Below are 22,302 nucleotides of genomic sequence, written 5' to 3' on the forward strand. Positions count from 1 at the left end.
TTTTCGTATGCCTGTCGGCCGGCTTGTACCGCACTGCACCCTTCGATATAAGCAATCCCCATGACGAGGGGGATCCATCCACACCGCCGCCGTGGCGGGCGCACCGTGCTGTGCGCCGCCGTTCTGGCCGGCTGCCTCGCCGCTGCGGCGACGGCCGCCGGCGTGCCTGCCGCCGTCGCCGCCCCGCCGGCGCAGCCGGCCGTAGGAGCAGATCCGGCACAACCGGCCGTCGGAGCCGGTCCGGCGCAGCAGGCTCTGGTGCCGGCCCCGGCCGGCCGGCCCGCGGCACCCGATGCGGTGCTGTCGGAGGCCGATGTCGGGCTCTACCGCGACATCTTCCGCCTGCAGCAGGACGGTGACATGGCCGGCGCCGACCGGCTGATCGCCCGCCTGTCCGATCGCGTGCTGCTCGGCCACGTGCTGGCCCAGCGCTACATGCACCCGACCGCCTGGCGCTCGACGCCCGGCGAGTTGCGCGACTGGCTGGCGGCCTATGCCGACCACCCGGAGGCCGACCGCATCCACGCCCTTGCCCAGCAGCGCGGCGCCCGCAACCCGCAGGCGCCCCAGGGCCAGGGCGAACTGACCGGCGCCGGCGGCGTGGAGCACCAGTCCTGGCTGCCGCGCTCGGGCTACGATCACCTGTCGGCGGCCGACCGCAAGATCGCCATCCGCCAGTGGGCCAACTTCCGCAAGTGGCTGAGCCGCGGCGCCACCCTCAACGCCCGCGAGATCGTCGAGAGCGACGAGGCCAAGCGCCTGCTCACCAAGCTCGATCACGACCGCATGCGGGCGGCCCTCGGCTACGCCTATTTCATCGACGGCATGGACGACAAGGCGCTGGAGTGGGCGTCGCGGGCTGTGCAGGGCTCCGGCGACAAGGCGCCGACCGGCTACTGGGCCGCCGGCCTCGCCGAGTGGCGGGCCGGGCACGTCGACAAGGCCGCGCAGTGGTTCGAGAAGCTGGCGCGCTCCGAGACCGCCTCGCCGTGGCTGCGGGCCGGCGGCGGCTATTGGGCGGCGCGCGCCCACCTGCGCCTGCGCCGCCCGGCCGAGGCCTACCCCATGCTGCAGATCGCGGCGGAGGAGGGGCGCACCTTCTACGGCCTGCTGGCCCGCCGGGCGCTCGGCCTGCCGCTGCCCTTCCAGTGGCGCGACGGCGGCCTGTCCGAGGTCGAGGCGCAGGCGCTGGACGCGCTGCCCGGCGGCAGGCGCGCCATGGCGCTGGCCCAGGTCGGCGAGCGGGAGCGCTGCGAGGCGGAACTGCGCCGCCTCTACCCCGGGTCCGACCGCCGCCTCGCCGCCGCCATCACGGCGCTGGCCGAAGTGGCCGAGATGCCGGGCCTGGCGCTGCGGCTCGGCGGCCTCATGGATACGGGCGACGACCCCGACAGCATGAACGGCGCGCTGGAGACGGCGCAATTCGGCGGCCGCGCGGGCGCGCACTACCCCATCCCGCCGTGGACGCCGGTCAACGGCTGGGCCATCGACCGCGCCCTGGTCTACGCCTTCATCCGCCAGGAGAGCGGCTTCAATCCGGAGGCCCGCAGCTGGGCCGGCGCCCGTGGCCTCATGCAGCTCATGCCGGGCACGGCGGCGCTCATGCGCGACGCCACGGGCATCAGCGTCGCCGACGGCCACATCGACGAGCCGTCCATCAATCTGGCGCTGGGGCAGGCCTACATCGACCGCCTGCTGTCCGAACCCGTCATTTCCGGCAACCTGTTCTTCCTGGCGGCGGCCTACAACGCCGGGCCGGGCAACCTGCAGAAGTGGGTGGGGCGCGCCAACTTCCAGAACGATCCGTTGCTGTTCATCGAGAGCATGCCGAGCCGCGAGACGCGCGTCTTCATCGAGCGCGTGCTTGCGAACCTGTGGATCTACCGCCATCGCATGGGGCAGTCGCTGGCCTCGCTCGACTCGGTGGTCGCCGGTGAGTGGCCGATCTATACTGCGGCCGAACGCGAAGACCCCACGATGGCCGGAGTCCACAATGTCCAAGATTACTGAGGACCGCCCGTTCCTGCCGGTGCGCATCGCCGTGCTGACGGTGTCCGACACCCGCTCGCTCGACGACGACCGCTCCGGCCAGGTGCTGGTGGACCGCCTCACCGCCGACGGCCACACGCTGGCCGACCGCCGCATCGTGCGCGACGACGTGGGCGAGATCCGCGCCGCCGTGACGGACTGGATCGACCGCGACGACGTCGACTGCGTCATCGCCACGGGTGGCACCGGCGTCACCGGCCGCGACGTCACGCCGGAAGCCTTCGAGGGCCTGTACGAGAAGCACATCCCCGGCTTCGGCGAGCTGTTTCGCTGGCAGAGCTACCAGAAGATCGGCACCTCCACGATCCAGAGCCGCGCCACCGCCGGCGTCACCCGCGGCACCTACCTGTTCGCCCTGCCGGGCAGCCCGGGCGCCTGCAAGGATGCGTGGGACGGCATCCTGCACCAGCAGCTCGACAGCCGCTTCAAGCCGTGCAACTTCGTCGAGCTGATGCCCCGCCTGCGCGAACACCTGACGACGACGCGCGGCAGCCTGTAGGGCCGCCGGCCTGCGTCTGCCTACCGCCCCGCCGCCGGATGCTCGCGATGCAGGCCGGTCACCAGGGCCTCGTACTCCGGCGTGTCGTCGGGGCCGAGGATGCCGTGGCGGATGCAGAAGTCCAGCAGCACCAGCGGGATGTTGAACTTGAAGTCGTCGCCGTCGCGCAGGCGCGCCAGCACCTCCTCGGCGTCCATCAGGTGGAAGGCCTGGTGCTCGCCGTCGGTGGAGCGGGGCGTGAAGTCCTCCGGCACGGCGATGTCGAACAGCACCAGCGTGTCGGCCTTCAGGCCCGTTTCGCTCTCCATGGCGTAGGTGATGGTGCCGCAGGAGACGGCGGTGCGGGCGAGGGCGGCATCCATGCTGGTTTCCTCCGCCGCTTCCTTCAGCAGGTTGTCGCGGAAGGTCAGGCCCGCCGGCTGGCCGCCGCCGATGAGGCTGTCGAGCTTGTTCGGCGCCACCCGCTTGTTCGGCGCCCGGTGGCCGATCCACAGGCGATAGCCACCGTCGGGTCGGCGCAGCCAGCCGGTGGCGTGCACGCCCCAGGCGCGCAGGCCGAACAGCGGCGCGGCCGTGCGGTCCAGGCGGAAGAGTTCCGGCCCGTGCCACGTGGTCTTGGCGGCGTAGAGTTCGTCGCGCAGGGGCTCGATGCTGCCGTCGGCCGCCAGTTCGGCCAGCACGTCGGCGACGGCGGCGCTGCGGGCCGTCGGGCTGGTGAGCCCGGGGTGCAGGCACACCGCCTGGTCCTCCAGCCGGAAGGTGGCGGGAAAGCGGGCGAGCAGGCGGGCGGTCGCCGGGCGCACCCAGCCGACGGCGGTTCCGTCCACCAGGAACGGCCGGTATCCCGCCGGGTCGAAGGTGTTGCAGGCGGCGATGTGACGCAGGTAGCTCACGGGCGATCCTCCTCCGGCGGGTCGGGCGGGCGGCCTCTTGCAGCGTAGCGCAAGCGGCTACGCGGTGCATCAAGGCAACGTCGCGCTGCGGTAGAACGCTCGGCGCTCGGGCCTGCGGCGCCGTCCCAAGGTTCCAATGCCCCCTTGCCGGATGGTATACCGGGACCCGACCGGGCAGGCCAACCGTCGACACGGCCGGCATTCGTCCGGTGCAAGCGTGACATTTGAACGGATTATGCCACAATGCTGACCGGATTCCGGCGCGCGTCCACGGACCGCACCGCCATCACCGAGGCGGAGGACGTCTCAGAAGCTTCGCCGGGGGAGAGCCGCACCATGCCCGCGACCCTGATCGTCGTCGCCCTGACCAGCCTGATCACCGGCCTGTGGCTGTTCGGCGCCTGGCAGGCGCTGGTGCCGGCCGAAGGCCTGGCGGCGTTGACGCCGTCGGAAACCGCCGCCGTGCTGGCCGCCCTGGCGGCGCCGCCGGCGGTGCTGTGGCTGGGCCTCGCGGTCGGCGCCTCCGCCGTGTCGGCGCGCCGGTCGGAGCGGGCGCTGCGGGCGGTGCTGTTCCACACCCGCCGTGCCACCGAACAAGCCGAGGTGCAGGTCCGCACGCTCCTGCAGATGCAGGAAGACACCCGCCGCCGCCGCATGCTGGAGGGCCTGGACGAGGCGCTGGCCGACATGCGCGGCAGCCTCGCCGTCATCGCCGAGCGCACCGGCCTCTTGTCGGCGGAAGAGACCGAACTCACCTGGGCCCGCACCGCCGCCGGCGACCGCTGGGCCTTCGCCAACGCCTTCCTGACGCCCTGGGCCTATCAGCAGGACCTGCCGGAGATCCTCGGCGAGCGCGTCGCCCAGGCGCCCGAGGCGGCCGTCGCCCTGCAGGCCTACCTGCGCCGCTGGCGCCGCCTGCTGGCGGTGCTGAAGGAGAACGAGGCCGACAAGCTGCTGCGCGAGACCCTGGAGGACGGCCCCGCCGACCGCCTGCTCGCCTTCCTGCTGCGCGTCGAAACCACCGCCGTCGGCCTGATGAGCGGCGGCGACGGCGACACCCCGCCGCCGGCCGAGGCCTTCGCGTCCGAGCCCGCCGGCACTGCGGCCGCCCCGCGCGCCGCCGCCCCGTCTCCCTATGCCGACGGCTTCGGCGCGGTGGAAGACCTGCCGCCGGGCAGTGCCATGGCGCCCACCGACTTCGGCGAGGAGCCGGGCGGCGAGGTCGACCTCGACCTGCTGCCGGAACCGCGCCGCCGCGGCCGCAAGGACAGGGCGGCCTCCGAGATGCCGCTGTTCGGCGCCATGGCCGAGGGGCCGGTCGGTGCCGACCCGCGGGCCGGCGCCGGCGCCGCGGGCTGACGGCCGGCGGAGCCCCTTGCGCACCACTCTTCCCGATCCTCCCGGCGGCGGTGCCGCCGCCGGCTCCGGCGCCCGCGCCGACTGGCACACCGCCCGCCGCCTGCTGCCCTACCTGTGGCCGGCGGGGGAGGCGGAGCTGCGCCTGCGGGTGGTGGTCTCCATCGTGTTGCTGGTCGCCGCCAAGGTCGCGACCGTCGGCGTTCCCATCTTCTACAAGCGCGCCGTCGACGCCCTGACCGTGCCCGGCGACGTCGCCGGGGCGGTGGTGGCGGTGCCGCTGGCGCTGCTGCTCGGCTACGGCGGCTTGCGCGTGCTGCAGCAGGTCTTCGCCGAGTTGCAGGGCATGGTCTTCACCAAGGTCAGCGAACGGGCCACCCGCCGCGTCGCCCTGCAGGTCTTCACCCACCTGCACCGCCTGTCGCTGCGCTTCCACCTGGACCGCCAGACCGGCGGCCTGTCGCGGGTGATCGAGCGCGGCACGCGGGCCATCGACGTGCTGCTGCGCCTCGCCCTGTTCCGCACCGGGCCGCAGATCCTGGAGCTGGTCTTCGTCTGCGCCGTGCTGTGGACGCTCTACGACTGGCGCTACGCCGCGGTGACGCTGGTGACGGTGGGCGGCTACATCGCCTATACCGTGGTGGTCACCGACTGGCGCATGGCGCACCGGCGGGTGATGAACACCGCCGACAGCGACGCCAACACCAAGGCCATCGACAGCCTCATCAACTTCGAGACGGTCAAGTACTTCAACAACGACCGCCACGAGGCGGAGCGCTACGACGGCGCGCTGGAACGGCTCGAGGGCGCGTCGGTGAAGGCCAAGAACTCGCTGGCGGCGCTCAACGTCGGCCAGGGGCTCATCGTCGCCGCCGGGCTGGTCGGCATGATGGTGATGGCGGCGCAGGGCGTGGCGGCCGGGCGCATGACCGTCGGCGACTTCGTGCTGGTCAACAGCTACCTCATCCAGCTGTCGCTGCCCCTCAACATGCTCGGCATGGTCTACCGCGAGATCAAGCAGGCGCTGACCGACATGGAAAGCATGTTCGGCCTGCTCGACGCCCCGCCGGAGGTCACCGACCGCCCTGATGCGCCGCCGCTGGCGGTGTCGGGCGGTGCCGTGACCTTCGAGGACGTGCACTTCGGCTACGGGCCGGAGCGCGCCATCCTGCACGGCGTCTCCTTCACCGTGCCGGCCGGGCGCAAGGTGGCGGTGGTCGGCCATTCAGGGGCGGGCAAGAGCACGGTGGCGCGGCTGCTCTATCGCTTCTACGACCCGACGGGCGGGCGCATCCTGGTGGACGGGCAGGACATCCGCGACGTGACGCAGGAGTCGCTGCGCGCCGTGGTCGGCGTGGTGCCGCAGGATACCGTGCTGTTCAACGACACCATCGGCTACAACATCGCCTACGGCCGCCCCGGCGCCGACGCCGCGGCGGTGCGCGCGGCGGCGGAGGCGGCGGCCATCCACGCCTTCGTGGAAAGCCTGCCGCAGGGCTACGACACCCGCGTCGGCGAGCGCGGCCTGAAGCTGTCGGGCGGCGAGAAGCAGCGCGTCGCCATCGCCCGCACCATCCTCAAGAATCCGGCGATCCTCATCCTCGACGAGGCGACCAGCGCCCTCGATACGCATACGGAGCGTGCCATCCAGGACAGCCTGGACCGGGTGTCGCGCAACCGCACCACGCTGGTCATCGCCCACCGCCTGTCGACGGTCATCGACGCCGACGAGATCCTGGTCATGGACGCCGGCCGCATCGTCGAGCGCGGCCGCCACGACGCCCTGCTGGAGGCCGGCGGCGTCTACGCCGGCATGTGGCGCCGCCAGCAGGAAAGCGCCCAACTGGCCGGGCGTCTGGCCGCCATGGACGCCGACACCCGCCGCGACACCGAGGAGTTGGCGGAAGGCGTCGCGGCAGCAAAGTCTTAAGCCTCGCCGTGCATTATGGGTCGGACGTGCGGTCCTCCTGTGGTAGACTGCTCGTCCTTTTGGATCACCCGACCGGCGAGACGATGGGGTTCTTCGATAAGTTCTTCAGCCCAGGCGGCGCCCCGGCCGCCCCTTCGGCGTCTGCGGCCCAGCCGTCGCGGGCGCTGGTGCCCATGGCCGGCGCCGAGGAGGAAGACGGCAACCCCGACCTGACGGACGCCATCGCGCGGCTCGACAATCCGAAGAAGAACACGCGCATGGATGCGGCGCAGAAGACCATCCTCAACGCGTTCGACGACGAGGAACAATGCCGGCGCATGGTGGCGGCGATCCGGCGTCTGCTGCACGAGGGGAATCCCGGGCGCGGCGGCGGCGACGCCTGAAGATCGTTGCGCCCGCTGCGGGCCGGAGTATTGTGGGGGCGGAAAATCGCCTGGAATTTGTGTGGGATCGAGTAGGCCATCATGTCCGATCACAGCGACGTTCTGATCCTCAAGCGCGAACTTCTGGGCCTGTTCCAGCACATCCAGAAGATCCGCAAGGAGATCGCGGCCATCCGCCGGCCGGGCACGGATCCCGAAAAGGACCATTTCTCCAAGATGTCGGACGAACTCGACGCCATCGTGCAGGCGACCGAGGTGGCGACCGACACCATCATGACCAACGTCGAGCAGCTGGAAGACATCATCAACACCGTGCGGCCCATGGTGGCCGACCCCGACGGCCGCGCCCTGCTCGACACCGTGCCGGAGAAGACGGGCGCCATTTTCGAGGCCTGCGCCTTCCAGGACATCACCGGTCAGCGCATCACCAAGGTGGTCAACTCGCTGCAATACGTGGAAGACCGCGTCAACGCGCTGATCTCCATCTGGGGCGAAAACCAGATCGCCCACGAGGCGCCCGACGACCAGAAGCCGACCGACGAGTACAAGCAGTACCTCAACGGCCCGCAGCTGGCCGGCCACGGCGTCAGCCAGGCCGACGTCGACGCCATGTTCGGCACCGCTGCGCCCAAGCCCGCCGCCCCGACGCCTGCCGCCCCGGCAGCGGCGCCGCCGCCGCCGCAACAGCAGCAGGCCAAGCCGGTGAGCCCGGCACCCGCCGCCGCGCCGCGGCCGGTGGCCCCGGCGCCCGCTCCCAAGCCCGCCGCCGCTGCGCCGGCGCCGAAGCCGGCCGCGCCGCCGCCCGCGCCCAAGAAGGAAGAGCCGCCGGCCGCCGGCGGGTCGAGCTTCTCCCAGGACGACATCGACAAGCTGTTCGGCTGATCCGCCCCGCTCCCGCGGCGCGGAGGCCGAGGCTCAGGCGGCCGCCGCAGCCCGCTTGCGCCGTGCCGCCATCAGCCCCAGTGCCGCCACCAGCGACAGGGCGATGGGCAGGGTGGTCGCCATGTTGACGCCGTCCCAGCCGATGCGGGCCTGCATGGCCGCCGACCCGAAGCTCGCCAGCGCCACTGACCCGAACACCAGGCAGTCGTTGAAGGCCTGCACCTTGGCGCGTTCTTCCGGCTGGTAGGTTTCGGTGAGCAGGGTGGTGCCGCCGATGTACATGAAGTTCCAGCCGACGCCGAGCAGCACCAGCGCCAGCCAGAAGTTGGCCAGCTCCACGCCCGCCAGCGCCACGGCGATGCAGGCGAGGTTCAGCACGCCGCCGGCGACGATGATCGGCAGCACGCCGAAGCGCCGGATCAGGTTTCCCGTGAAGAAGCTGGGCAGGAACATGCCGACCACGTGCCACTGGATGACCCAGGCGCTGTCGGTGAAGGGAAAGCCGCAGGCGACCATGGCAAGCGGCGTCGCCGTCATCTCCAGGTTCATCACCGCATAGCCGAACATGGCCGCCAGCACGGCGACCACGAAGGCCGGCTGGCGGGCGATCCGCCCCAGCGGCCGGCCGCTGCCGGCGCTGCCGCCGGCCTTGGGCAGGGGCGGCATGCGCAGGAACTGCAGCACGACGATGGTGAGGGCCGCGAGGCCGGCGGTGCCGATGTAGGACCCGGCGAAGACCACCGGCAGCAGGTCGGTGGTGCCCTTGGCGAGCTCGCCGCCGATCAGCGCCGCCACCAGGCCGCCGGCCAGCACCCACGAGATGGCGCGGGCGCGGAACCGCTCGTCGCTGGCCTCGGCGGCGGCGAAGCGCAGGAACTGCCAGCTCGCGTTGTAGACGCCGATGATGGCGCCGGCGACGCAGAACAGCACGAAGTCGCCCATCAGCAGCGCCTGCATGGACAACAGCCCGCCGACGATGCCGAACACCTGCCCGACGGTGAAGCCGACCCGCCGGCCGAGCCGCGCCATGAGGTGGGCGAGGGGGAAGGTGGCGACCATGGTGGTGGCGAACTGCAGGGTCAGCGGCAGGGTCACCAGGCTCGGGTCGATGTCGAAGGTGCCGCCGGCCAGCGCCGTCACGGTGAACACCAGCACGGCGCTCGACATGCTGAGCGCCTGCGCCACCGACAGCAGCAGGACGTTGCGCCGCATGTGCGGCGGCGCGGAGGCGGCGGCTTCGGCCACGGCGCGGGCTCCTTCAGAAAGGTCTAATGCAGCACCCTAGCAGCCGCGGCCGGCGCCGGGCAGGGCCATTGCCTCAGGGTCGCGGCGGCCCGGCCAGCGCCATCTCCTGCTCCAGGCGCCGGAAACCGTCGAGGAAGCGGCGCTCCGCCTCGCGGCTCGGCAGCGGCGTCAGCACCACCTTCGGCAGCGGCCGCGCCTTGATGCCGAGCACCGGCTTCAGCTCGTCGGCGGTGAAGCCGGCCAACTGCACCGCCTCGGTGGCGGCGGCGATCTGGTCGGCCTTCTTGATGAGCGCCTTGATCTCGGGGTCGAGCCGCGCCGGCACGCCGAAGCGGATGTGGATGGCCTCCGTCAGGCGCGCCTCCACCTCGCGGAAGACGTCGCCGACCACGGCCTTGAGCGGCGTGATGAGGTCGTGCGTCACGTATTCGCTGGCGTCGTGCAGCTTGCCGGCCATCAGCACCCAGGGCGGCGGCTTGGGGCGGAAGCCGCGCAGGATGTCGACCACCAGGTCGGAATGCTGCGCGATGGACCAGGCGTGATCGCCGATGGTCTGGCCGTTCCACCGCGTGTTGCGGGCGAGGCCGAGGGCGATGTCGGTGATCTCCACGTCGATGGGCGACGGTTCCAGCAGGTTCAGCCGCCGGCCGGAGAGCATGCGCTGCCAGGTGCGCGGGGCGTGCTGGCGAAGCAGTCGGTGGGTATCGGTCACGGTGGGGGCTCGTCTCCCGTCGGCCACAGCGTTGCAGTGCGGCAACAGTCGGTGAAGGTCTTGCTGCGCCGGCCCAGTTTAACGCCCGGCGCGGCTTGATGAAACGAAGCGCCGGGTTATGGTGGAGCGCGCGGCCCGGATCAAGGGCTGCCGCCGTCCTGGAGGAGTTCCGCATGCCCGCCGTCCTGCGCAGATTGCGCGCCGTTCTCGTGCTCGTGCCGCTCATGGTGGCCGCACCCGGACTCGCGACGGCCCAGATGATCGGGACCCCCGACGGCTGGACGGAAGAAGTCTTCGCCGAACTGCGCGCCGGCCGCTACGACCAGTTCCAGCAGCGCCTCCAGGACGCGCTGGAGGCCGACCCGCGCCAGCTGTCGGAAATGGTCGGCCGCCTGCAGCGCTGGGCCGGGCCGGACGCGGTGCAGTACATCGACATGCTGGAAAGCGAGAACTACGGCACCAGCCTGTTGCGCCGGACCTATCAGGCGCATTTCGGCGGCCGGCGGTTCATGTTCTTCCTGGTCCAGTTCGCCCGCGGTGCCGACGGCTGGCTGCTGATGGACTTCAAGGCCTCCACCAGCCCGAGTGACTTCCTCGGCCCGTGAGGGCGGGGCGTGCGGCGCCGCCTGCTTTTGCCACTGGAGTCTTCTTTGTCATGCCCGGCCACCGAGCCGGGCATCCACGGCTCCCCAGGCGCTTGCCGTGGAGGGCAGAGCCACGGTCGACGCTGGGGACGCCGTGGATGGCCGGATCAAGTCCGGCTATGACAATGTGGTCTTTTAAATCAAACACTTGTGATAGCCGGCCTCCGAGCCGGGGATCCACGGCGTGCACGGCATAGGCCGCCGCGGCCTCTCAATCCCTCTTCCCCCGGCGCGGGAAGCGGCGTACTTCTGGCGATGTTCTACACCGTTCGGGGGAGCGAAGAGCATGGGGCGGTTGCTGGTGCGGTTGGGGGTGCTGGTGGTCGGCCTGCTGGCCATGATCGTCGCGGGGACGGCGGCGCAGGCCGCCAGCAGCGTCGAGAAATACCCGACGAAGAAGCAGAGCGCCCGACAGGCCTTCACCGCCGAGGAGCGCCAGGAAATAGACGACTTCGTCGCCGGCAACGTGCTCTTCACCCTCTATCACGAGGCCGGCCACGCCATGGTCTCGGAGTTCGAGCTGCCGGTGCTCGGGCGCGAGGAGGACGCGGTGGATTCGCTCGCCGCCCTCATGATGATCCCCGAGGAGCCCGACGAGCAGCAGGACGCCTGGATCATCGCCGCCGCCGACTGGTTCGCCATGGTCTACGAACTCGACGACAGCGAGATGGAATACGCCGATTACGCCGGCGAACACGGCCTCGACCTGCAGCGCTACTACCAGATCATCTGCCTGATCTACGGCTCCGACCCGGAAGGCTTCGCCGACCTGGCGGAATACGCCGAACTGCCGCCCGAGCGCGCCGAGCGCTGCCCCGACGAGCTGGCCCAGGTGGCACGCAGCTGGGTGTCGCTGCTGGAGCCGCACGAGGGCAAGGCGAAGAAGCCCATCGTCGTGTCCTACGGCGATCCCGGCGAGTATGGCGACGCCGCCGACGTCCTGCGCGAGAGCGGCGTGATGGAGGTGGTTGCCGAGGAACTCTCCACCACCTTCGCCTTCCCCAACCAGATCCGCATGGTCGCCGAGCAGTGCGGCGAGGAAAACGCCTATTGGGACCCGGACGCGCGCACCATCACGCTCTGTTACGAACTGGTGGATGGCGCCCGCCTCCTCATCGTCGACGACATCCGCGCCCGCTGAGACCCGCCTCGACCGGACCGCGACGCCTGCCCGCTTGCCCGACCGCGCCCGTACGCCGATAATCGACCCGCGCTAACCCCTTGGCGGAGAAGAGATGCGCGCGGCATGGCTGCGTCCGATCCTGGTTCTGGCGGCGGTGCTCGGCCTCGCCGCCTGCGGGGCCGGCGGCGGCGAAGGGCCGCGGGTGGATGCCTGCAAGGCGGTGCTCGCGCTGCTCGATCCCGGCACCCGGGTGCAGAGCGCGCGCGGCCCCGGTGTGTTCGAGCCGACGGTGGACCTCGCCTACAAGGACGCCACCGGCCAGGACCACTGGCTGAGCTGCACCTTCCGCCGCGGCGTGTGGCCCGACCTCGCCCTGGTGCTGACCGAGGTGACGGGCGACCGCTTCGGCACCGTGGAGCGCATGCGCCTGACCTGGCTGTCCCTCGCTCTCGGCCTGCCGCGCGAGTCGACGGCGCCCGATCTGGGCGGCACCGCGTCGCTCGGCGGGGTGCCGCTGCCCGACCAGGTGCTCTATCTGCTGCAGCAGGTGAACAACGGCATCGTCACCGCCTGCGTCTACGGCCTGCTGGCCATGGGCTTCACCCTGGTCTACGCCATCACCGGGCGCATCAATCTGGCGCTCGGCGGGCTCTATACCATCGGCGCCTTCGCCGCCGGGGCCGTGATCGCCGGCAGCGTCATGGCCGGCGCCTTCGGCAGCCCCGTCCTGCTGCTGCTGACCCTGGCCGCCGCCGCGGCCTGGGCGGCGCTCAGCGGCTGGACCATGGAGCGGTCGTTCTTCCGCCCGCTGCACGCCGCCGGTACCCAGGCGCCGCTGATCGCGTCGCTCGGCATGGCGCTGGCGATCTCGGAGGGGTTCCGCATCCTCACCGGCGCCCGCGACCTGTGGCCGCCGCCGCTGTTCGGCGACCCCTATGCGGTGCTGGAGGGCGTGGACCTCGCCTTGCACGTCCGCCAGGCGCAGCCGGCGGTGGTGGCGCTGACGCTGGCCGTCTACCTCGCCCTGTGGCACCTGCTGCGCAGCACCCGCCTCGGCCGCGAGCAGCGCGCCTGCGCCGACGACGTGGGCATGGCGCGGCTGTCGGGGGTGGACGTCGGCCGCACCATCGGGGTCACCTTCGCCCTCGCCGGGGCCTGCGCCGGGGTGGCGGGCACGCTGGTGACGCTGGTCTACGGCGGGGTCAACTTCTTCATGGGCTGGACCGTCGGCTTCAAGGCCCTGGCCGCCGCGGTTGTGGGCGGCATCGGCTCGGTGCCGGGCGCCATGCTGGGCGGGCTGCTCATCGGCATGGGCGAGGCGCTGTGGACCGCCTATCTGCCCGGCGAGTGGCGCGACGTGGCGGTGTTCGGCCTGCTCATCGTGTTCCTGACGCTGAAGCCGCGCGGCCTGCTCGGCGTCGCCCGCCAGATGCGCGACTGATCACATGCGGTAGACCCGGTCGCCGGCCCCGAGCGGCCGATGCAGCACCACGTGCGGCCCGAGCGGCGGCAGATCGAAGGGCGCGCCGATGCGCACGAAGCCGAAGCGGCGGTAGAAGGGCTCGACCTCTGTGCGCCCGTTGCACCACATCAGGCCGCCCTCCTGCTGCAGGGCGCAGTGGGCGATCACGGCGTGCAGCAGCGATTCGCCGACGTGGCGGCCGCGGAAGGCGGGCGCCACGGCCATGCCGCGCAGGCGCCACTCGCCGCGGCCGGTGCCGCCGTCCTCCGCCTCGTCGAACACCGACGCCACCCCGATCAGCCGGTCGTCGAGCCATGCGCCGGCGTGGAAGGCGCCGGGCGCCTCGTCCAGCGGGTAGACGCAGTCCGCCGGCGTCTGCATGGGGCGCAGCACGGCGTGGCGCAGCGGCACCGTGACGGCGGCGGCGATGGGCGCGAGGCGAACGGGCAGGGTGGCGGCAGCGGTGGTCATGGCGACGGCCTTTCGTGTCCCTCGTCCTTATAGGGTGTCGCGCGGCCGCCGGATCAATCCCGCCAGAACTGCGGCAGGAGTAGTACCAGCACGGTATAGAGCTCCAGCCGCCCGAGCAACATGCCGAAGGCGAGCAGCCACTTGGCGGCATCGGGGAGGGGGGCGAAGTTGCCGGCCGGGCCGATGGTCGACCCGAGGCCGGGGCCGACGTTGCTGATGGCCGTCACCGCCCCCGACAAGGCCGTCACCAGATCGAGGCCGAGCAGCGCCAGCGCCATGGTCAGGAAGGCGCAGGACAGCAGGTAGAGGAAGAAGAACCCCATCACCGCCTCCGGCACGCCGGCCTGGATGGGGCGATGATTGAAGTAGGGAATGAACACCCCGTGCGGCTGCAGCAGCCGCTTGATCTGCACGCGCGCCGTCTCGTACAGGATCTGGAAGCGGAAGATCTTGATGGCGCAGGTGGTGGACCCGGCGCAGCCGCCGACGAACATCAGGCAGAACAGGGCCGCCACCGGGAAGCCGGTCCAGGCATTGAAGTCGGCGGTGGCGTAGCCCGTGCCGGTCATCACCGAGGTGACGTTGAAGGCGGCGTAGCGCAGCGCCTGGAGGGGATGGAAGGCGTCGAACAGCCACAGCCACGCCGCCACCGCCACGATGGAGACGGCCAGCGTCCCGAGGTACCAGTGCACCTGCGTGTCGGACAGCAGCGATCGGCCGTTGCCGCGCACGGTCTGCAGCAGCAGCAGGAAAGGGATGCCGCCGACGATCATGCCGCCGGTGATGATGACGTCGACCCAGGCGTTGTCGAAGGCGCCGACCGAGGCGTCGCGGGTGGAATAGCCGCCGGTGGCGATGGTGGTCATGGCGTGCGCCACCGAATCGAACCCCGACAGCCCGGCGAACCACAGCAGCAGCGCGCAGCCGAACGTGAGCGCGATGTAGAGGCCGAGCAGCGCCCCCGCCAGCTGGGTGGCGCGCGGCAGGATCTTCTCCTGCGCCTCGAAGGCCTCGACGCGGAACATCTGCATGCCGCCGACGCGCAGCAGCGGCAGGATGGTCAGCGCCATGATGATGATGCCGAGCCCGCCCAGCCACTGCAGCACCGACCGCCACAGCAGGATGCCGGGCGGCGCCATGTCGAGCCCGACCATGACCGTCGCCCCGGTGGTGGTGATGCCCGACATGGCCTCGAAGAAGGCGTCGGTGTAGGACAGGCCGGCCAGCCACAGGGGCAGGGCGGCGAAGGCCGGCAGCACGATCCAGGTGGCGTTGGTGAGCAGGAAGGCCTGGCGCAGGTTGATGCCGGCCGGGGCGCCGCGGCTGGTGAGCACCATGGCGGCACCGAAGAACAGGCCGAGCCCGCCGGAAACGGCGAAGACTTCCCAGTCCGGGTTGGCGAGATAGGCGTCCACCACCATCGGCAGCAGCATGCCGCCCGACAGGATGAGCAGAAGCCAGCCGATGACGAGCGTCACCGGCCGGAAGTCGAGACTGGTGACCACTGATCCTCCCGGCGTCCCCTCGGCCTTTTCGCCATCATGCGGAAGGCGGCGGCGGGTGTCCATCACCCTGACCGCGGCAGCGGAGCGCCGGAACGAAAGAGGGGGCCTTCCGGCCCCCTCGATCGTCGCGTCAGAACCCGCCGCGCTCGCCGGCGATGAGCGCCATGAACTCGCGCCGCGTCGTCGGGTTGTCGCGGAAGGCGCCCAGCATGCGGCTGGTCACCATGGTGACGCCCGGCTTGCGGATGCCGCGGGTGGTCATGCACTGGTGCGCCGCTTCGATCACGACGGCGACGCCCTTGGGCTGCAGCACGTCGTTGATGGCGTTGGCCACCTGGGCCGTCAGCTTCTCCTGGATCTGCAGGCGCTTGGCGTAGATCTCGATGACCCGCGCCAGCTTGGATATGCCGACGACGCGCTTGTCCGGCAGGTAGGCGACGTGGGCCTTGCCGATGATCGGCACCATGTGGTGCTCGCAGTGGCTTTCGATGCGGATGTCGCGCAGCAGCACCATCTCGTCGTAGCCGTCGGTTTCCTCGAAGGTGCGGCGCAGGATGTCTTCGGCGTCTTCCTCGTAGCCGGCGAAGAACTCCTCGTAGGCGCGCACCACGCGGGCCGGCGTGTCGACCAGACCTTCGCGGGAGGGGTTGTCACCGGCCCAGCGCAGCAGGGTGCGCACGGCGGCTTCCGCCTCTTCGCGAGACGGGCGGCCTTCGGCGGCCAGAGCGGCCTTGGCAGAGCCGGCGGCATCGCGGTAGTCGCGCAGGGGGGCGGGGGTCTTGACGGCTTTGGTATCGCTCACGGGCTCTTGCTCCCATCTTTCGGTCCGGCCTGCCGGGGTGCCGGCGACCCCAATGTCGTGCGCCGGGGCGGCGGGTGCAACGAAGACGTCTTCTTCATCACGCTGCTCCGGTTTACGGGGCGCGCGTCACTTCGGTTCACCTAGTTGACCGGTGCCTTGTCGTGCGGGCTGTCGAGGGAGAAGGCGGGGATGTCCGCCTCGAAGGTCTCGCCGTCTTCGTCCACGAAACCGTAGGACCCGACCATGATGCCGGACGGCGTGGCGAGCGGCGTGCCGCTGGTGTATTCGAAACTGTCGCCGGGGTGGATGACCGGCTGCTCGCCGACCACGCCGGCCCCGCGCACCTCCTGCACGCGCCCTTGCGCATCGGTGATGCGCCAGTGGCGGCTGAGCAACTGCACCGAGTGCGGCCGGTCGTTGACGATCGTCACATGGTAGGCCCAGACGTAATGGTTCCCTGCCGGCTGCGACTGGTCTTCCAGGAAGAAGGCGCGAACCCGGATGGTGATGCCGTTGCTCGTCTGCTCGTACATGAGTGGATGCTCGCGTCGTCCGACCGCGGCCGTCGGATGATCCCGCGCAGGCCGGCCCCTAAAGTAGGGCGCATGTCGCCGTTCTGCAAAAAAAATCCCCGCCGGAAGACCGGCGGGGAAGGCAGTGAGAGAGAGTGAGAGAGTAGAGAGTCGAGATGGACCTCGGTATGGGGAACGACTCTACGCCCCATGAAGTTCCACCCCGCCTCGCAAAAAATTTCGGGTGCGAGTGTGCGTCGCGCAAGGCTCTCAACCGAAAGGATGGGGCGCGGCGGGCGCCGCGGCGATGGCGCAAGTGCCTGAGACAGGGCGCGAATCGTTGCCTGGCATCGGCTTGCGACGGCTCCGCGGCGCCGCCGGAAGACGCGATCCTACCTCGCCGGTTGCGGCGATGGTCGAAACTTCTTCCGGCACACGGTCTACCGCCGAGGGAGCAGCGGGAGTCCGAGCGGGGCTCTCGGCTTCTCCCTCGGTACGGCGATCAGTCCATCCACAAGTCGACGCTGGCCTGCTGGGCGAGGGCGGTGGTCACGGTCGCCGGCGGCTGCCAGCTCGAATCGACGACGCGGGCGAAGAAGGCGTCGCGGCAGCGCAGGGCGTTGGGGCCGGCATCGGCCCAGCACTCCAGCGCGGCCTCGGCGGGCGCCAGGGTGGCGGCGGGGGTGCCGCCGTCCTCCAGCGCCGCCAGGAGATTGCGGGCGTCCGCCACCTCGCCGAGGGTTTCCTCCGGCAGCGGCGCGACGGGATCGGCGCCGCCCGAAGCGGCGGCGGCGGGAGCCGCGGCACCGGCGAGGCCGAGGGCGACGACGGCGGCGGCGAGCGCGATACGGTTCATCATGATGTCCTCCTTCGCGTGCCTTCCAGTTGTCCCACTCTGGAGAAACAACGTGGCAGCACGCGGGAAGGAGGCGTGACCATTGTGCGGCGATCTTGTGGAGAAGATGGCGGCGGGTGGGGAGGGGCTGCCTACCCCAGCGCGATCTCCAGGTCGCGGACCAGGTCGCCGGCGTCTTCCAGGCCGACGGACAGGCGCAGCAGGCCCGGCGTCAGGCCCTGGGCCACCTTTTCCTCGTCGGGGAGGGAGGCGTGGGTGGTGGTGGCGGGGTGGCAGATCAGGCTCTTGGCGTCGCCCAGATTGTTGCTGATGTCGATGAGCGACAGGCGGTTCAGCAGGCGGAAGGCGCCTTCCTTGCCGTTCTCCACCTCCAGCGCGACGATGGTGCCGCCGGCGGTCATCTGGCGGCGGGCGAGGGCGGCCTGCGGGTGGCTGTCGAGGGTCGGGTAGATCACCCGCGCGATGCCGCGGCCGAGGCGGCCTTCGAGGAAGCGCGCCACGGTCTCGGCGTTCTCCACGTGGCGCTGCACGCGGAGATCCAGGGTCTCCAGGCCCTTGGCCAGCACCCAGGCGTTGAAGGGCGACAGGCAGGGGCCGGTGTGGCGCAGGAACAGGCCGATCTTCTCCTCGAACCACGTCTGGTCGTTGGTCAGAATGGCGCCGCCCAGGCAGCGGCCCTGGCCGTCGATGTGCTTGGTGGCGGAATAGACCACCACGTCGGCGCCCAGCGCGAAGGGGCGCTGCAGGATGGGGGTCGCGAACACGTTGTCGACGATCACCAGCGCCCCGGCGGCATGGGCGAGGTCGGCCACCGCCTGCAGGTCCACCAGTTCCAGCGTCGGGTTGGACGGCGTTTCCACGAACACCGCCTTGGCCGGGCGGCGGAAGGCTTCGGCCCAGGCATCGAGGTCGGGGCCGTGGACGAATTCCACCTCCACCCCCCACGACGGCAGGATCTCGGCGATGATGTAGCGGCAGGAGCCGAACAGGGCGCGGCTCGCCACCACCCGGTCGCCGGCCTTCACCGTACAGGCGAGCGCCGCGAACACCGCCGCCATGCCCGAGGCCGTGGAGCGGCAGAAGCGGGCGCCCTCGATGAGCGCCAGGCGTTCCTCGAACACGTCGATGGTGGGGTTGCGGAAGCGGGAATAGACGAAGCGGTCCTTCTCGCCGTTGAAGCTGGCCTCGGCCTCCTCGGCGCTCTCGTAGACGAAGCCCGAGTTGAGGTAGAGCGCCTCCGACGTCTCGGAGAAGCCCGAGCGGTTGACGCCGCCGCGCACCAAGCGCGTGCGGGCGGACCAGTCCGCGGGGCCGAAGGCGGAAGAAGTGTCGCGGGTCATGGCGCAGCTCCGAAAAACAAAAAGCCCCGACCGGAATGGATGCGGTCAGGGCTGCCTTACGGACGCCTCGACCTTTTAGCGTTTGTTTACCGTGGCCGCAAGCCGGTCGCTCAAATCACCACGTCTCCTACCGTTAGCGGATCGGCCCGGCGCGGTCAAGAGCTTGACGACCACCCGCCGGGCCGGCTTCAATGGTGCCATGCGACACCATGGCTGCACCGTCCGTTTCCTGCTCGCCGCCGGCTGCCTTCTGACAGGCTAGCCCGCCCCGGACCGTGCGCCCCTTCCGGCCGTCCCGTCCGGGGCCGAGCCCGGTCGAGACGCCCGCAGTTCCCCCAACGCACCCGTACGATCCGCCGCCGCCGCCCTCCTGGCGTGCGGCCGCACAGGAGTTTCCGCCATGACCGTCGCCACCCGTCCGCCCGTCTTCGTGACGCCGGAAGACTTCCGCCGCCTCTACACGCTCGCCGAGGACGCCGAGCGCCGCACGCCCGAGGTCGCCGCCTACCTGCTCGACGAGCTGGAGCGGGCGCAGCAGGTGCCCGCCGCCGACCTGCCGCCCGATGCCGTCGGCATGGGCAGCCGCGTCACCTACCGCGACGACGCCACGGGGCGCGAGCGCAGCGTCACCCTGGTCTTCCCCGGCGAGGAAAGCGCCGACGCCGGAGCCGTCTCCATCCTCACGCCGGTGGGGGCGGCGCTGTTCGGCATGCGCCCGGGCGCGGCCATCGACTGGACGACGCCGGGCGGCCAGCCGCGCACCCTGACCGTGCTGGCGGTGGCGCCGCCGGCCTGACCGCCGCGCGCCGCCGCTTGACCGGACCGTCCCGCCGCCCCACATCGCGCCGCTCGGACGGCCGCGGTGGATGTTGCCGTCCGCACCCCCGCAAGGTACCCTGCGCGCCTCTGGACCATGGGGCGCCCCTGCGGCGCGGACTTTGGGAGTGACGGGACGGTGAGGTACGTGAGCACCCGGGGCGAGGCTCCGGCTCTATCCTTCGACGACGTGCTGCTGACGGGCCTCGCCCGCGACGGCGGCCTCTACGTGCCCGAGCACTGGCCCACCTTCACCGTCGACGAGATCCGGTCCCTGCGCGGCCTGTCCTACCAGGAACTGGCGGTGCAGGTGATGAAGCCCTTCGTCGCCGGCAGCCTGACCGACGAGGAGCTGACGGAGCTGGTCGGCCGCGCCTACGCGACCTTCGAGCACGCCGCCGTCGCGCCGCTCAAGCAGCTCGGCCCCGACCAGTGGGTGATGGAGCTGTTCCACGGCCCGACGCTGGCCTTCAAGGACTACGCGCTGCAGTTCGTCGGCCATGCCTTCGAGCATGTGCTGAAGAAGCGCGGCAGCCGCATCACCATCGTCGGCGCCACCTCGGGCGATACCGGCTCGGCGGCCATCGAGGCCTGCCGCGACCGCGACGCCATCGACATCTTCATCCTGCACCCCAAGGGCCGCACCTCCGACGTGCAGCGCCGCCAGATGACGACGGTGCAGGCGCCGAACGTGCACAACATCGCGCTCGAAGGCACCTTCGACGACTGCCAGGACGCCGTGAAGGCCCTGTTCGCCGACACCGAGTTCCGCGACGAGATGGCCCTGTCGGCGGTGAACAGCATCAACTGGGCCCGCATCATGGCTCAGGTGGTCTATTACTTCTGGGCCGGGCTGAGCCTGGGCGCGCCCGACCGCGGCGTCGTCTTCGCCGTGCCGACGGGCAACTTCGGCAACGTCTTCGCCGGCTACGTCGCCCGCCGCATGGGCCTGCCCATCGAGAAGTTCGTCGTCGGCTCCAACAGCAACGACATCCTGACCCGCTTCTTCGAGACCGGCGCCATGACCATGGAAGGCGTGGTGCCGACGCTCAGCCCGTCCATGGACATCCAGGTGTCGTCCAACTTCGAGCGCCTGCTGTTCGACGCCTACGAGCGCGACGGCCAGGCCGTGAAGAACCTCATGGCCGCCTTCCGCCAGTCGGGCACCTACACGGTCGCCGAGGAACCCATGGCCGAGATGCTCGGCCTGTTCGAGGGCCTGCGCCTGTCGGACGAGGAGACCAAGGCCGTCATCGCCGAGGTGCGCGCCACCACGGGCGAGCTGCTCGACCCCCATTCGGCCATCGCGGTGGCCGCCGCCCGCAAGACCGGCCTGCCCGACGGCGTGCCGGTGGTGGCGCTGGCGACGGCCCACCCGGCCAAGTTCCCCGATGCGGTGGAAGCCGCCACCGGCCATCGCCCCGGCCTGCCGGAGCGCCTGGCCGACCTGTTCGAGCGCGCGGAAAAGTTCGACGTCCTGCCCAATGACGTCGCCGACCTGCGCGCCCATATCCGCAAGACCCTGCACGTTTCGTAAAGTTCGTCACAAGAGGACCTGCATGAGCATTTCCGTCACCACCCTCCCCAACGGCCTCCGCGTCTGCACCGACCGCGTGGACACGGTGCAGACCGTCAGCCTCGGCGCCTGGGTGGACGTCGGAACCCGCCACGAACCGGCGGCCATCAACGGCATCTCGCATCTTCTCGAGCACATGGCCTTCAAGGGCACGGAAACGCGCTCCGCCAAGGCCATCGCCGAGGAGATCGAGAACGTCGGCGGCATGCTGAACGCCTATACCAGCCGCGAGAACACCGCCTATTACGCCAAGGTGCTGAAGGAAGACGCCGGCCTCGCCACCGACATCGTCGCCGACATCCTGCAGCACTCGGTGTTCGACCCCGAGGAACTGGCGCGCGAGCAGGCCGTGGTGGTGCAGGAGATCAACCAGGCCGAAGACACCCCCGACGACATCATCTTCGACCACTGGCAGGCCGCCGCCTACCCGAACCAGCCGCTCGGCCGGCCGGTGCTGGGGACCGAGGACATCGTCACCAGCCTGACGCGCGACACCCTCATCGACTTCATGCGCAAGCGCTACACGGCGCCGCACATCGTACTGTCGGCTTCGGGCAACATCGAGCACGACGCCTTCGTCGACATGGTCGCCAAGGCCTTCGAAAACCTGCCGACCAACGCCGGCGCGCCCGAGGAAGACGCCACCTACACCGGCGGCGAATACCGCGAGGACCGCGACCTGGAGCAGGCCCACGTGGTGCTCGGCTTCGACGGCGTGCGCTACGACGACCCCGACTTCTACGGCATCCAGGTGCTGAGCCAGCTGCTCGGCGGCGGCATGTCGTCGCGCCTGTTCCAGGAGATCCGCGAGAAGCGCGGCCTCGTCTACTCCATCTACAGCTTCACCTGGAGCTACCGCGACTCCGGCCTGTTCGGCATCTACGCCGGCACCGGCGAGAAGGAAGTGGCGGAACTGGTGCCCGTCATGACCGAAGAGATCCTCAAGGTCGGGCAGTCGGTGGACGCGGCGGAACTGGCGCGCGCCAAGGCGCAGCTCAAGGCCGGCATGCTCATGGGCATGGAAAGCACCTCCAACCGCTGCGAACAGCTGGCTCGCCAGTTGCTGGCCTTCGGGCGCCCCATCTCGGTCGAGGAAATGGCGGCGGCCATGGATGCGGTGACGGTGGAGGACATGACGCGCCTCGCCCGCCGCATGGTGCAGACGCCGCTGACGATGGCCGCCCTCGGCCCGCTCGACAAGCTGGAGAGCTTCGACAGCGTGAAGACCCGGCTGGCGGCGTAACCC

The 22,302-nt window shown here is 70.7% G+C and carries 21 protein-coding genes and 1 riboswitch; of the genes, 12 read left to right on the forward strand and 9 right to left on the reverse strand.

Annotated elements, in window-relative coordinates; genetic code table 11:
- Positions 1–60 precede the first annotated feature (60 nt).
- Together CRP50_RS19145 and moaB are read left to right on the forward strand one after the other, a co-directional pair.
- Positions 61–2,010 (forward strand): lytic transglycosylase domain-containing protein, encoded by a 1,950-nt coding sequence (locus CRP50_RS19145; RefSeq protein ID WP_097280791.1) that lies wholly within the window; start codon positions 61–63, stop codon positions 2,008–2,010.
- Positions 1,994–2,548, forward strand: a complete 555-nt coding sequence (gene moaB, locus CRP50_RS19150; RefSeq protein WP_097280792.1) for a molybdenum cofactor biosynthesis protein B — start codon at positions 1,994–1,996, stop codon at positions 2,546–2,548. Before CRP50_RS19145 ends, moaB begins: the two co-directional genes overlap by 17 nt.
- 20 nt (positions 2,549–2,568) lie before the next feature.
- Here moaB and CRP50_RS19155 read toward each other — a convergent pair whose 3' ends face one another.
- A complete protein-coding gene (locus CRP50_RS19155; RefSeq protein ID WP_097280793.1) occupies positions 2,569–3,441 on the reverse strand; it encodes an NUDIX hydrolase in 873 nt (290 codons plus the stop codon).
- 336 nt (positions 3,442–3,777) lie between these two features.
- Between CRP50_RS19155 and CRP50_RS19160 the strand changes: the two genes are divergently transcribed.
- From CRP50_RS19160 to CRP50_RS19175, 4 genes are all read left to right on the forward strand, one after another.
- Positions 3,778–4,800, forward strand: coding sequence for a hypothetical protein (locus CRP50_RS19160; protein WP_141415199.1), 1,023 nt, complete (start codon positions 3,778–3,780; stop codon positions 4,798–4,800).
- Between the two features lie 16 nt (positions 4,801–4,816).
- Positions 4,817–6,727: an ABCB family ABC transporter ATP-binding protein/permease gene (locus tag CRP50_RS19165; RefSeq protein ID WP_097280841.1), complete on the forward strand. Its 1,911-nt coding sequence runs from the start codon at positions 4,817–4,819 to the stop codon at positions 6,725–6,727.
- Positions 6,728–6,810: 83 nt separating this feature from the next.
- Positions 6,811–7,110: a hypothetical protein gene (locus tag CRP50_RS19170; protein ID WP_097280795.1), complete on the forward strand. Its 300-nt coding sequence runs from the start codon at positions 6,811–6,813 to the stop codon at positions 7,108–7,110.
- An 81-nt stretch (positions 7,111–7,191) separates the two neighbouring features.
- On the forward strand, positions 7,192–7,992 hold the full coding sequence (locus tag CRP50_RS19175) for a protein phosphatase CheZ (protein ID WP_141415200.1): 801 nt from the start codon (positions 7,192–7,194) through the stop codon (positions 7,990–7,992).
- 33 nt (positions 7,993–8,025) lie between these two features.
- Here the strand turns inward: CRP50_RS19175 and CRP50_RS19180 are convergent, their stop codons facing one another.
- Together CRP50_RS19180 and CRP50_RS19185 are read right to left on the reverse strand one after the other, a co-directional pair.
- Entirely contained in the window at positions 8,026–9,237 is a 1,212-nt protein-coding gene (locus CRP50_RS19180; protein ID WP_245913541.1) for an MFS transporter, read from the reverse strand.
- A 73-nt stretch (positions 9,238–9,310) separates the two neighbouring features.
- Positions 9,311–9,949: an HD family hydrolase gene (locus CRP50_RS19185; protein WP_217992084.1), complete on the reverse strand. Its 639-nt coding sequence runs from the start codon at positions 9,947–9,949 to the stop codon at positions 9,311–9,313.
- A gap of 173 nt (positions 9,950–10,122) precedes the next feature.
- Here CRP50_RS19185 and CRP50_RS19190 point away from each other — a divergent pair, with 173 nt between their 5' ends.
- The 3 genes from CRP50_RS19190 to CRP50_RS19200 all read left to right on the forward strand — a co-directional run bounded on the left by CRP50_RS19190 (position 10,123) and on the right by CRP50_RS19200 (position 13,157).
- A complete protein-coding gene (locus CRP50_RS19190) occupies positions 10,123–10,554 on the forward strand; it encodes a hypothetical protein (RefSeq protein WP_097280796.1) in 432 nt (143 codons plus the stop codon).
- A gap of 325 nt (positions 10,555–10,879) precedes the next feature.
- Complete coding sequence (locus tag CRP50_RS19195; RefSeq protein ID WP_097280797.1) at positions 10,880–11,734, forward strand: DUF4344 domain-containing metallopeptidase; 855 nt, start codon at positions 10,880–10,882, stop codon at positions 11,732–11,734.
- Positions 11,735–11,828: 94 nt separating this feature from the next.
- A complete protein-coding gene (locus tag CRP50_RS19200; protein ID WP_245913542.1) occupies positions 11,829–13,157 on the forward strand; it encodes a branched-chain amino acid ABC transporter permease in 1,329 nt (442 codons plus the stop codon).
- Here the strand turns inward: CRP50_RS19200 and CRP50_RS19205 are convergent, their stop codons facing one another.
- The 6 genes from CRP50_RS19205 to metZ form a co-directional block, all read right to left on the reverse strand.
- Positions 13,158–13,649, reverse strand: coding sequence for a GNAT family N-acetyltransferase (locus CRP50_RS19205; protein ID WP_097280798.1), 492 nt, complete (start codon positions 13,647–13,649; stop codon positions 13,158–13,160). It abuts the gene before it with no gap.
- Between the two features lie 53 nt (positions 13,650–13,702).
- The gene (locus tag CRP50_RS19210; protein WP_097280799.1) at positions 13,703–15,154 is read right to left on the reverse strand and encodes a TrkH family potassium uptake protein; all 1,452 of its coding nucleotides are present in this window, start codon (positions 15,152–15,154) and stop codon (positions 13,703–13,705) included.
- Between the two features lie 130 nt (positions 15,155–15,284).
- The gene (gene folE, locus CRP50_RS19215; protein WP_245913545.1) at positions 15,285–15,920 is read right to left on the reverse strand and encodes a GTP cyclohydrolase I FolE; all 636 of its coding nucleotides are present in this window, start codon (positions 15,918–15,920) and stop codon (positions 15,285–15,287) included.
- Between the two features lie 176 nt (positions 15,921–16,096).
- Entirely contained in the window at positions 16,097–16,489 is a 393-nt protein-coding gene (gene apaG / locus CRP50_RS19220) for a Co2+/Mg2+ efflux protein ApaG (protein WP_097280801.1), read from the reverse strand.
- Positions 16,490–16,970: 481 nt separating this feature from the next.
- On the reverse strand, positions 16,971–17,327 hold the full coding sequence (locus tag CRP50_RS19225) for a hypothetical protein (protein ID WP_097280802.1): 357 nt from the start codon (positions 17,325–17,327) through the stop codon (positions 16,971–16,973).
- 128 nt (positions 17,328–17,455) lie between these two features.
- A complete protein-coding gene (gene metZ / locus CRP50_RS19230; RefSeq protein WP_097280803.1) occupies positions 17,456–18,664 on the reverse strand; it encodes an O-succinylhomoserine sulfhydrylase in 1,209 nt (402 codons plus the stop codon).
- A 55-nt stretch (positions 18,665–18,719) separates the two neighbouring features.
- Positions 18,720–18,796: riboswitch (SAM riboswitch) on the reverse strand.
- Positions 18,797–19,064: 268 nt separating this feature from the next.
- Between metZ and rnk the strand changes: the two genes are divergently transcribed.
- The 3 genes from rnk (at position 19,065) to CRP50_RS19245 (ending at position 22,299) form a co-directional block, all read left to right on the forward strand.
- On the forward strand, positions 19,065–19,460 hold the full coding sequence (gene rnk, locus CRP50_RS19235) for a nucleoside diphosphate kinase regulator (protein WP_097280804.1): 396 nt from the start codon (positions 19,065–19,067) through the stop codon (positions 19,458–19,460).
- Positions 19,461–19,619: 159 nt separating this feature from the next.
- Positions 19,620–21,017: a threonine synthase gene (gene thrC, locus CRP50_RS19240; protein ID WP_097280805.1), complete on the forward strand. Its 1,398-nt coding sequence runs from the start codon at positions 19,620–19,622 to the stop codon at positions 21,015–21,017.
- 22 nt (positions 21,018–21,039) lie between these two features.
- On the forward strand, positions 21,040–22,299 hold the full coding sequence (locus CRP50_RS19245) for a M16 family metallopeptidase (protein ID WP_097280806.1): 1,260 nt from the start codon (positions 21,040–21,042) through the stop codon (positions 22,297–22,299).
- Positions 22,300–22,302 lie beyond the last annotated feature (3 nt).

It is taken from the genome of Caenispirillum bisanense (assembly GCF_900230255.1).
GTDB classification, from domain to species: domain Bacteria; phylum Pseudomonadota; class Alphaproteobacteria; order Rhodospirillales; family Rhodospirillaceae; genus Caenispirillum; species Caenispirillum bisanense_A.

What these genes read in the sequence shown, in the direction of transcription:
- CRP50_RS19145 (WP_097280791.1), top strand. Translation starts at nt 61, where the DNA reads ATGACGAGGGGGATCCATCCACACCGCCGCCGTGGCGGGCGCACCGTG.
- moaB (WP_097280792.1), top strand. Translation starts at nt 1,994, where the DNA reads ATGTCCAAGATTACTGAGGACCGCCCGTTCCTGCCGGTGCGCATCGCC.
- CRP50_RS19160 (WP_141415199.1), top strand. Translation starts at nt 3,778, where the DNA reads ATGCCCGCGACCCTGATCGTCGTCGCCCTGACCAGCCTGATCACCGGC.
- CRP50_RS19170 (WP_097280795.1), top strand. Translation starts at nt 6,811, where the DNA reads ATGGGGTTCTTCGATAAGTTCTTCAGCCCAGGCGGCGCCCCGGCCGCC.
- CRP50_RS19175 (WP_141415200.1), top strand. Translation starts at nt 7,192, where the DNA reads ATGTCCGATCACAGCGACGTTCTGATCCTCAAGCGCGAACTTCTGGGC.
- CRP50_RS19190 (WP_097280796.1), top strand. Translation starts at nt 10,123, where the DNA reads ATGCCCGCCGTCCTGCGCAGATTGCGCGCCGTTCTCGTGCTCGTGCCG.
- CRP50_RS19195 (WP_097280797.1), top strand. Translation starts at nt 10,880, where the DNA reads ATGGGGCGGTTGCTGGTGCGGTTGGGGGTGCTGGTGGTCGGCCTGCTG.
- CRP50_RS19200 (WP_245913542.1), top strand. Translation starts at nt 11,829, where the DNA reads ATGCGCGCGGCATGGCTGCGTCCGATCCTGGTTCTGGCGGCGGTGCTC.
- CRP50_RS19205 (WP_097280798.1), bottom strand. Translation starts at nt 13,649, where the DNA reads ATGACCACCGCTGCCGCCACCCTGCCCGTTCGCCTCGCGCCCATCGCC.
- apaG (WP_097280801.1), bottom strand. Translation starts at nt 16,489, where the DNA reads ATGTACGAGCAGACGAGCAACGGCATCACCATCCGGGTTCGCGCCTTC.
- CRP50_RS19225 (WP_097280802.1), bottom strand. Translation starts at nt 17,327, where the DNA reads ATGATGAACCGTATCGCGCTCGCCGCCGCCGTCGTCGCCCTCGGCCTC.
- metZ (WP_097280803.1), bottom strand. Translation starts at nt 18,664, where the DNA reads ATGACCCGCGACACTTCTTCCGCCTTCGGCCCCGCGGACTGGTCCGCC.
- rnk (WP_097280804.1), top strand. Translation starts at nt 19,065, where the DNA reads ATGACCGTCGCCACCCGTCCGCCCGTCTTCGTGACGCCGGAAGACTTC.
- CRP50_RS19245 (WP_097280806.1), top strand. Translation starts at nt 21,040, where the DNA reads ATGAGCATTTCCGTCACCACCCTCCCCAACGGCCTCCGCGTCTGCACC.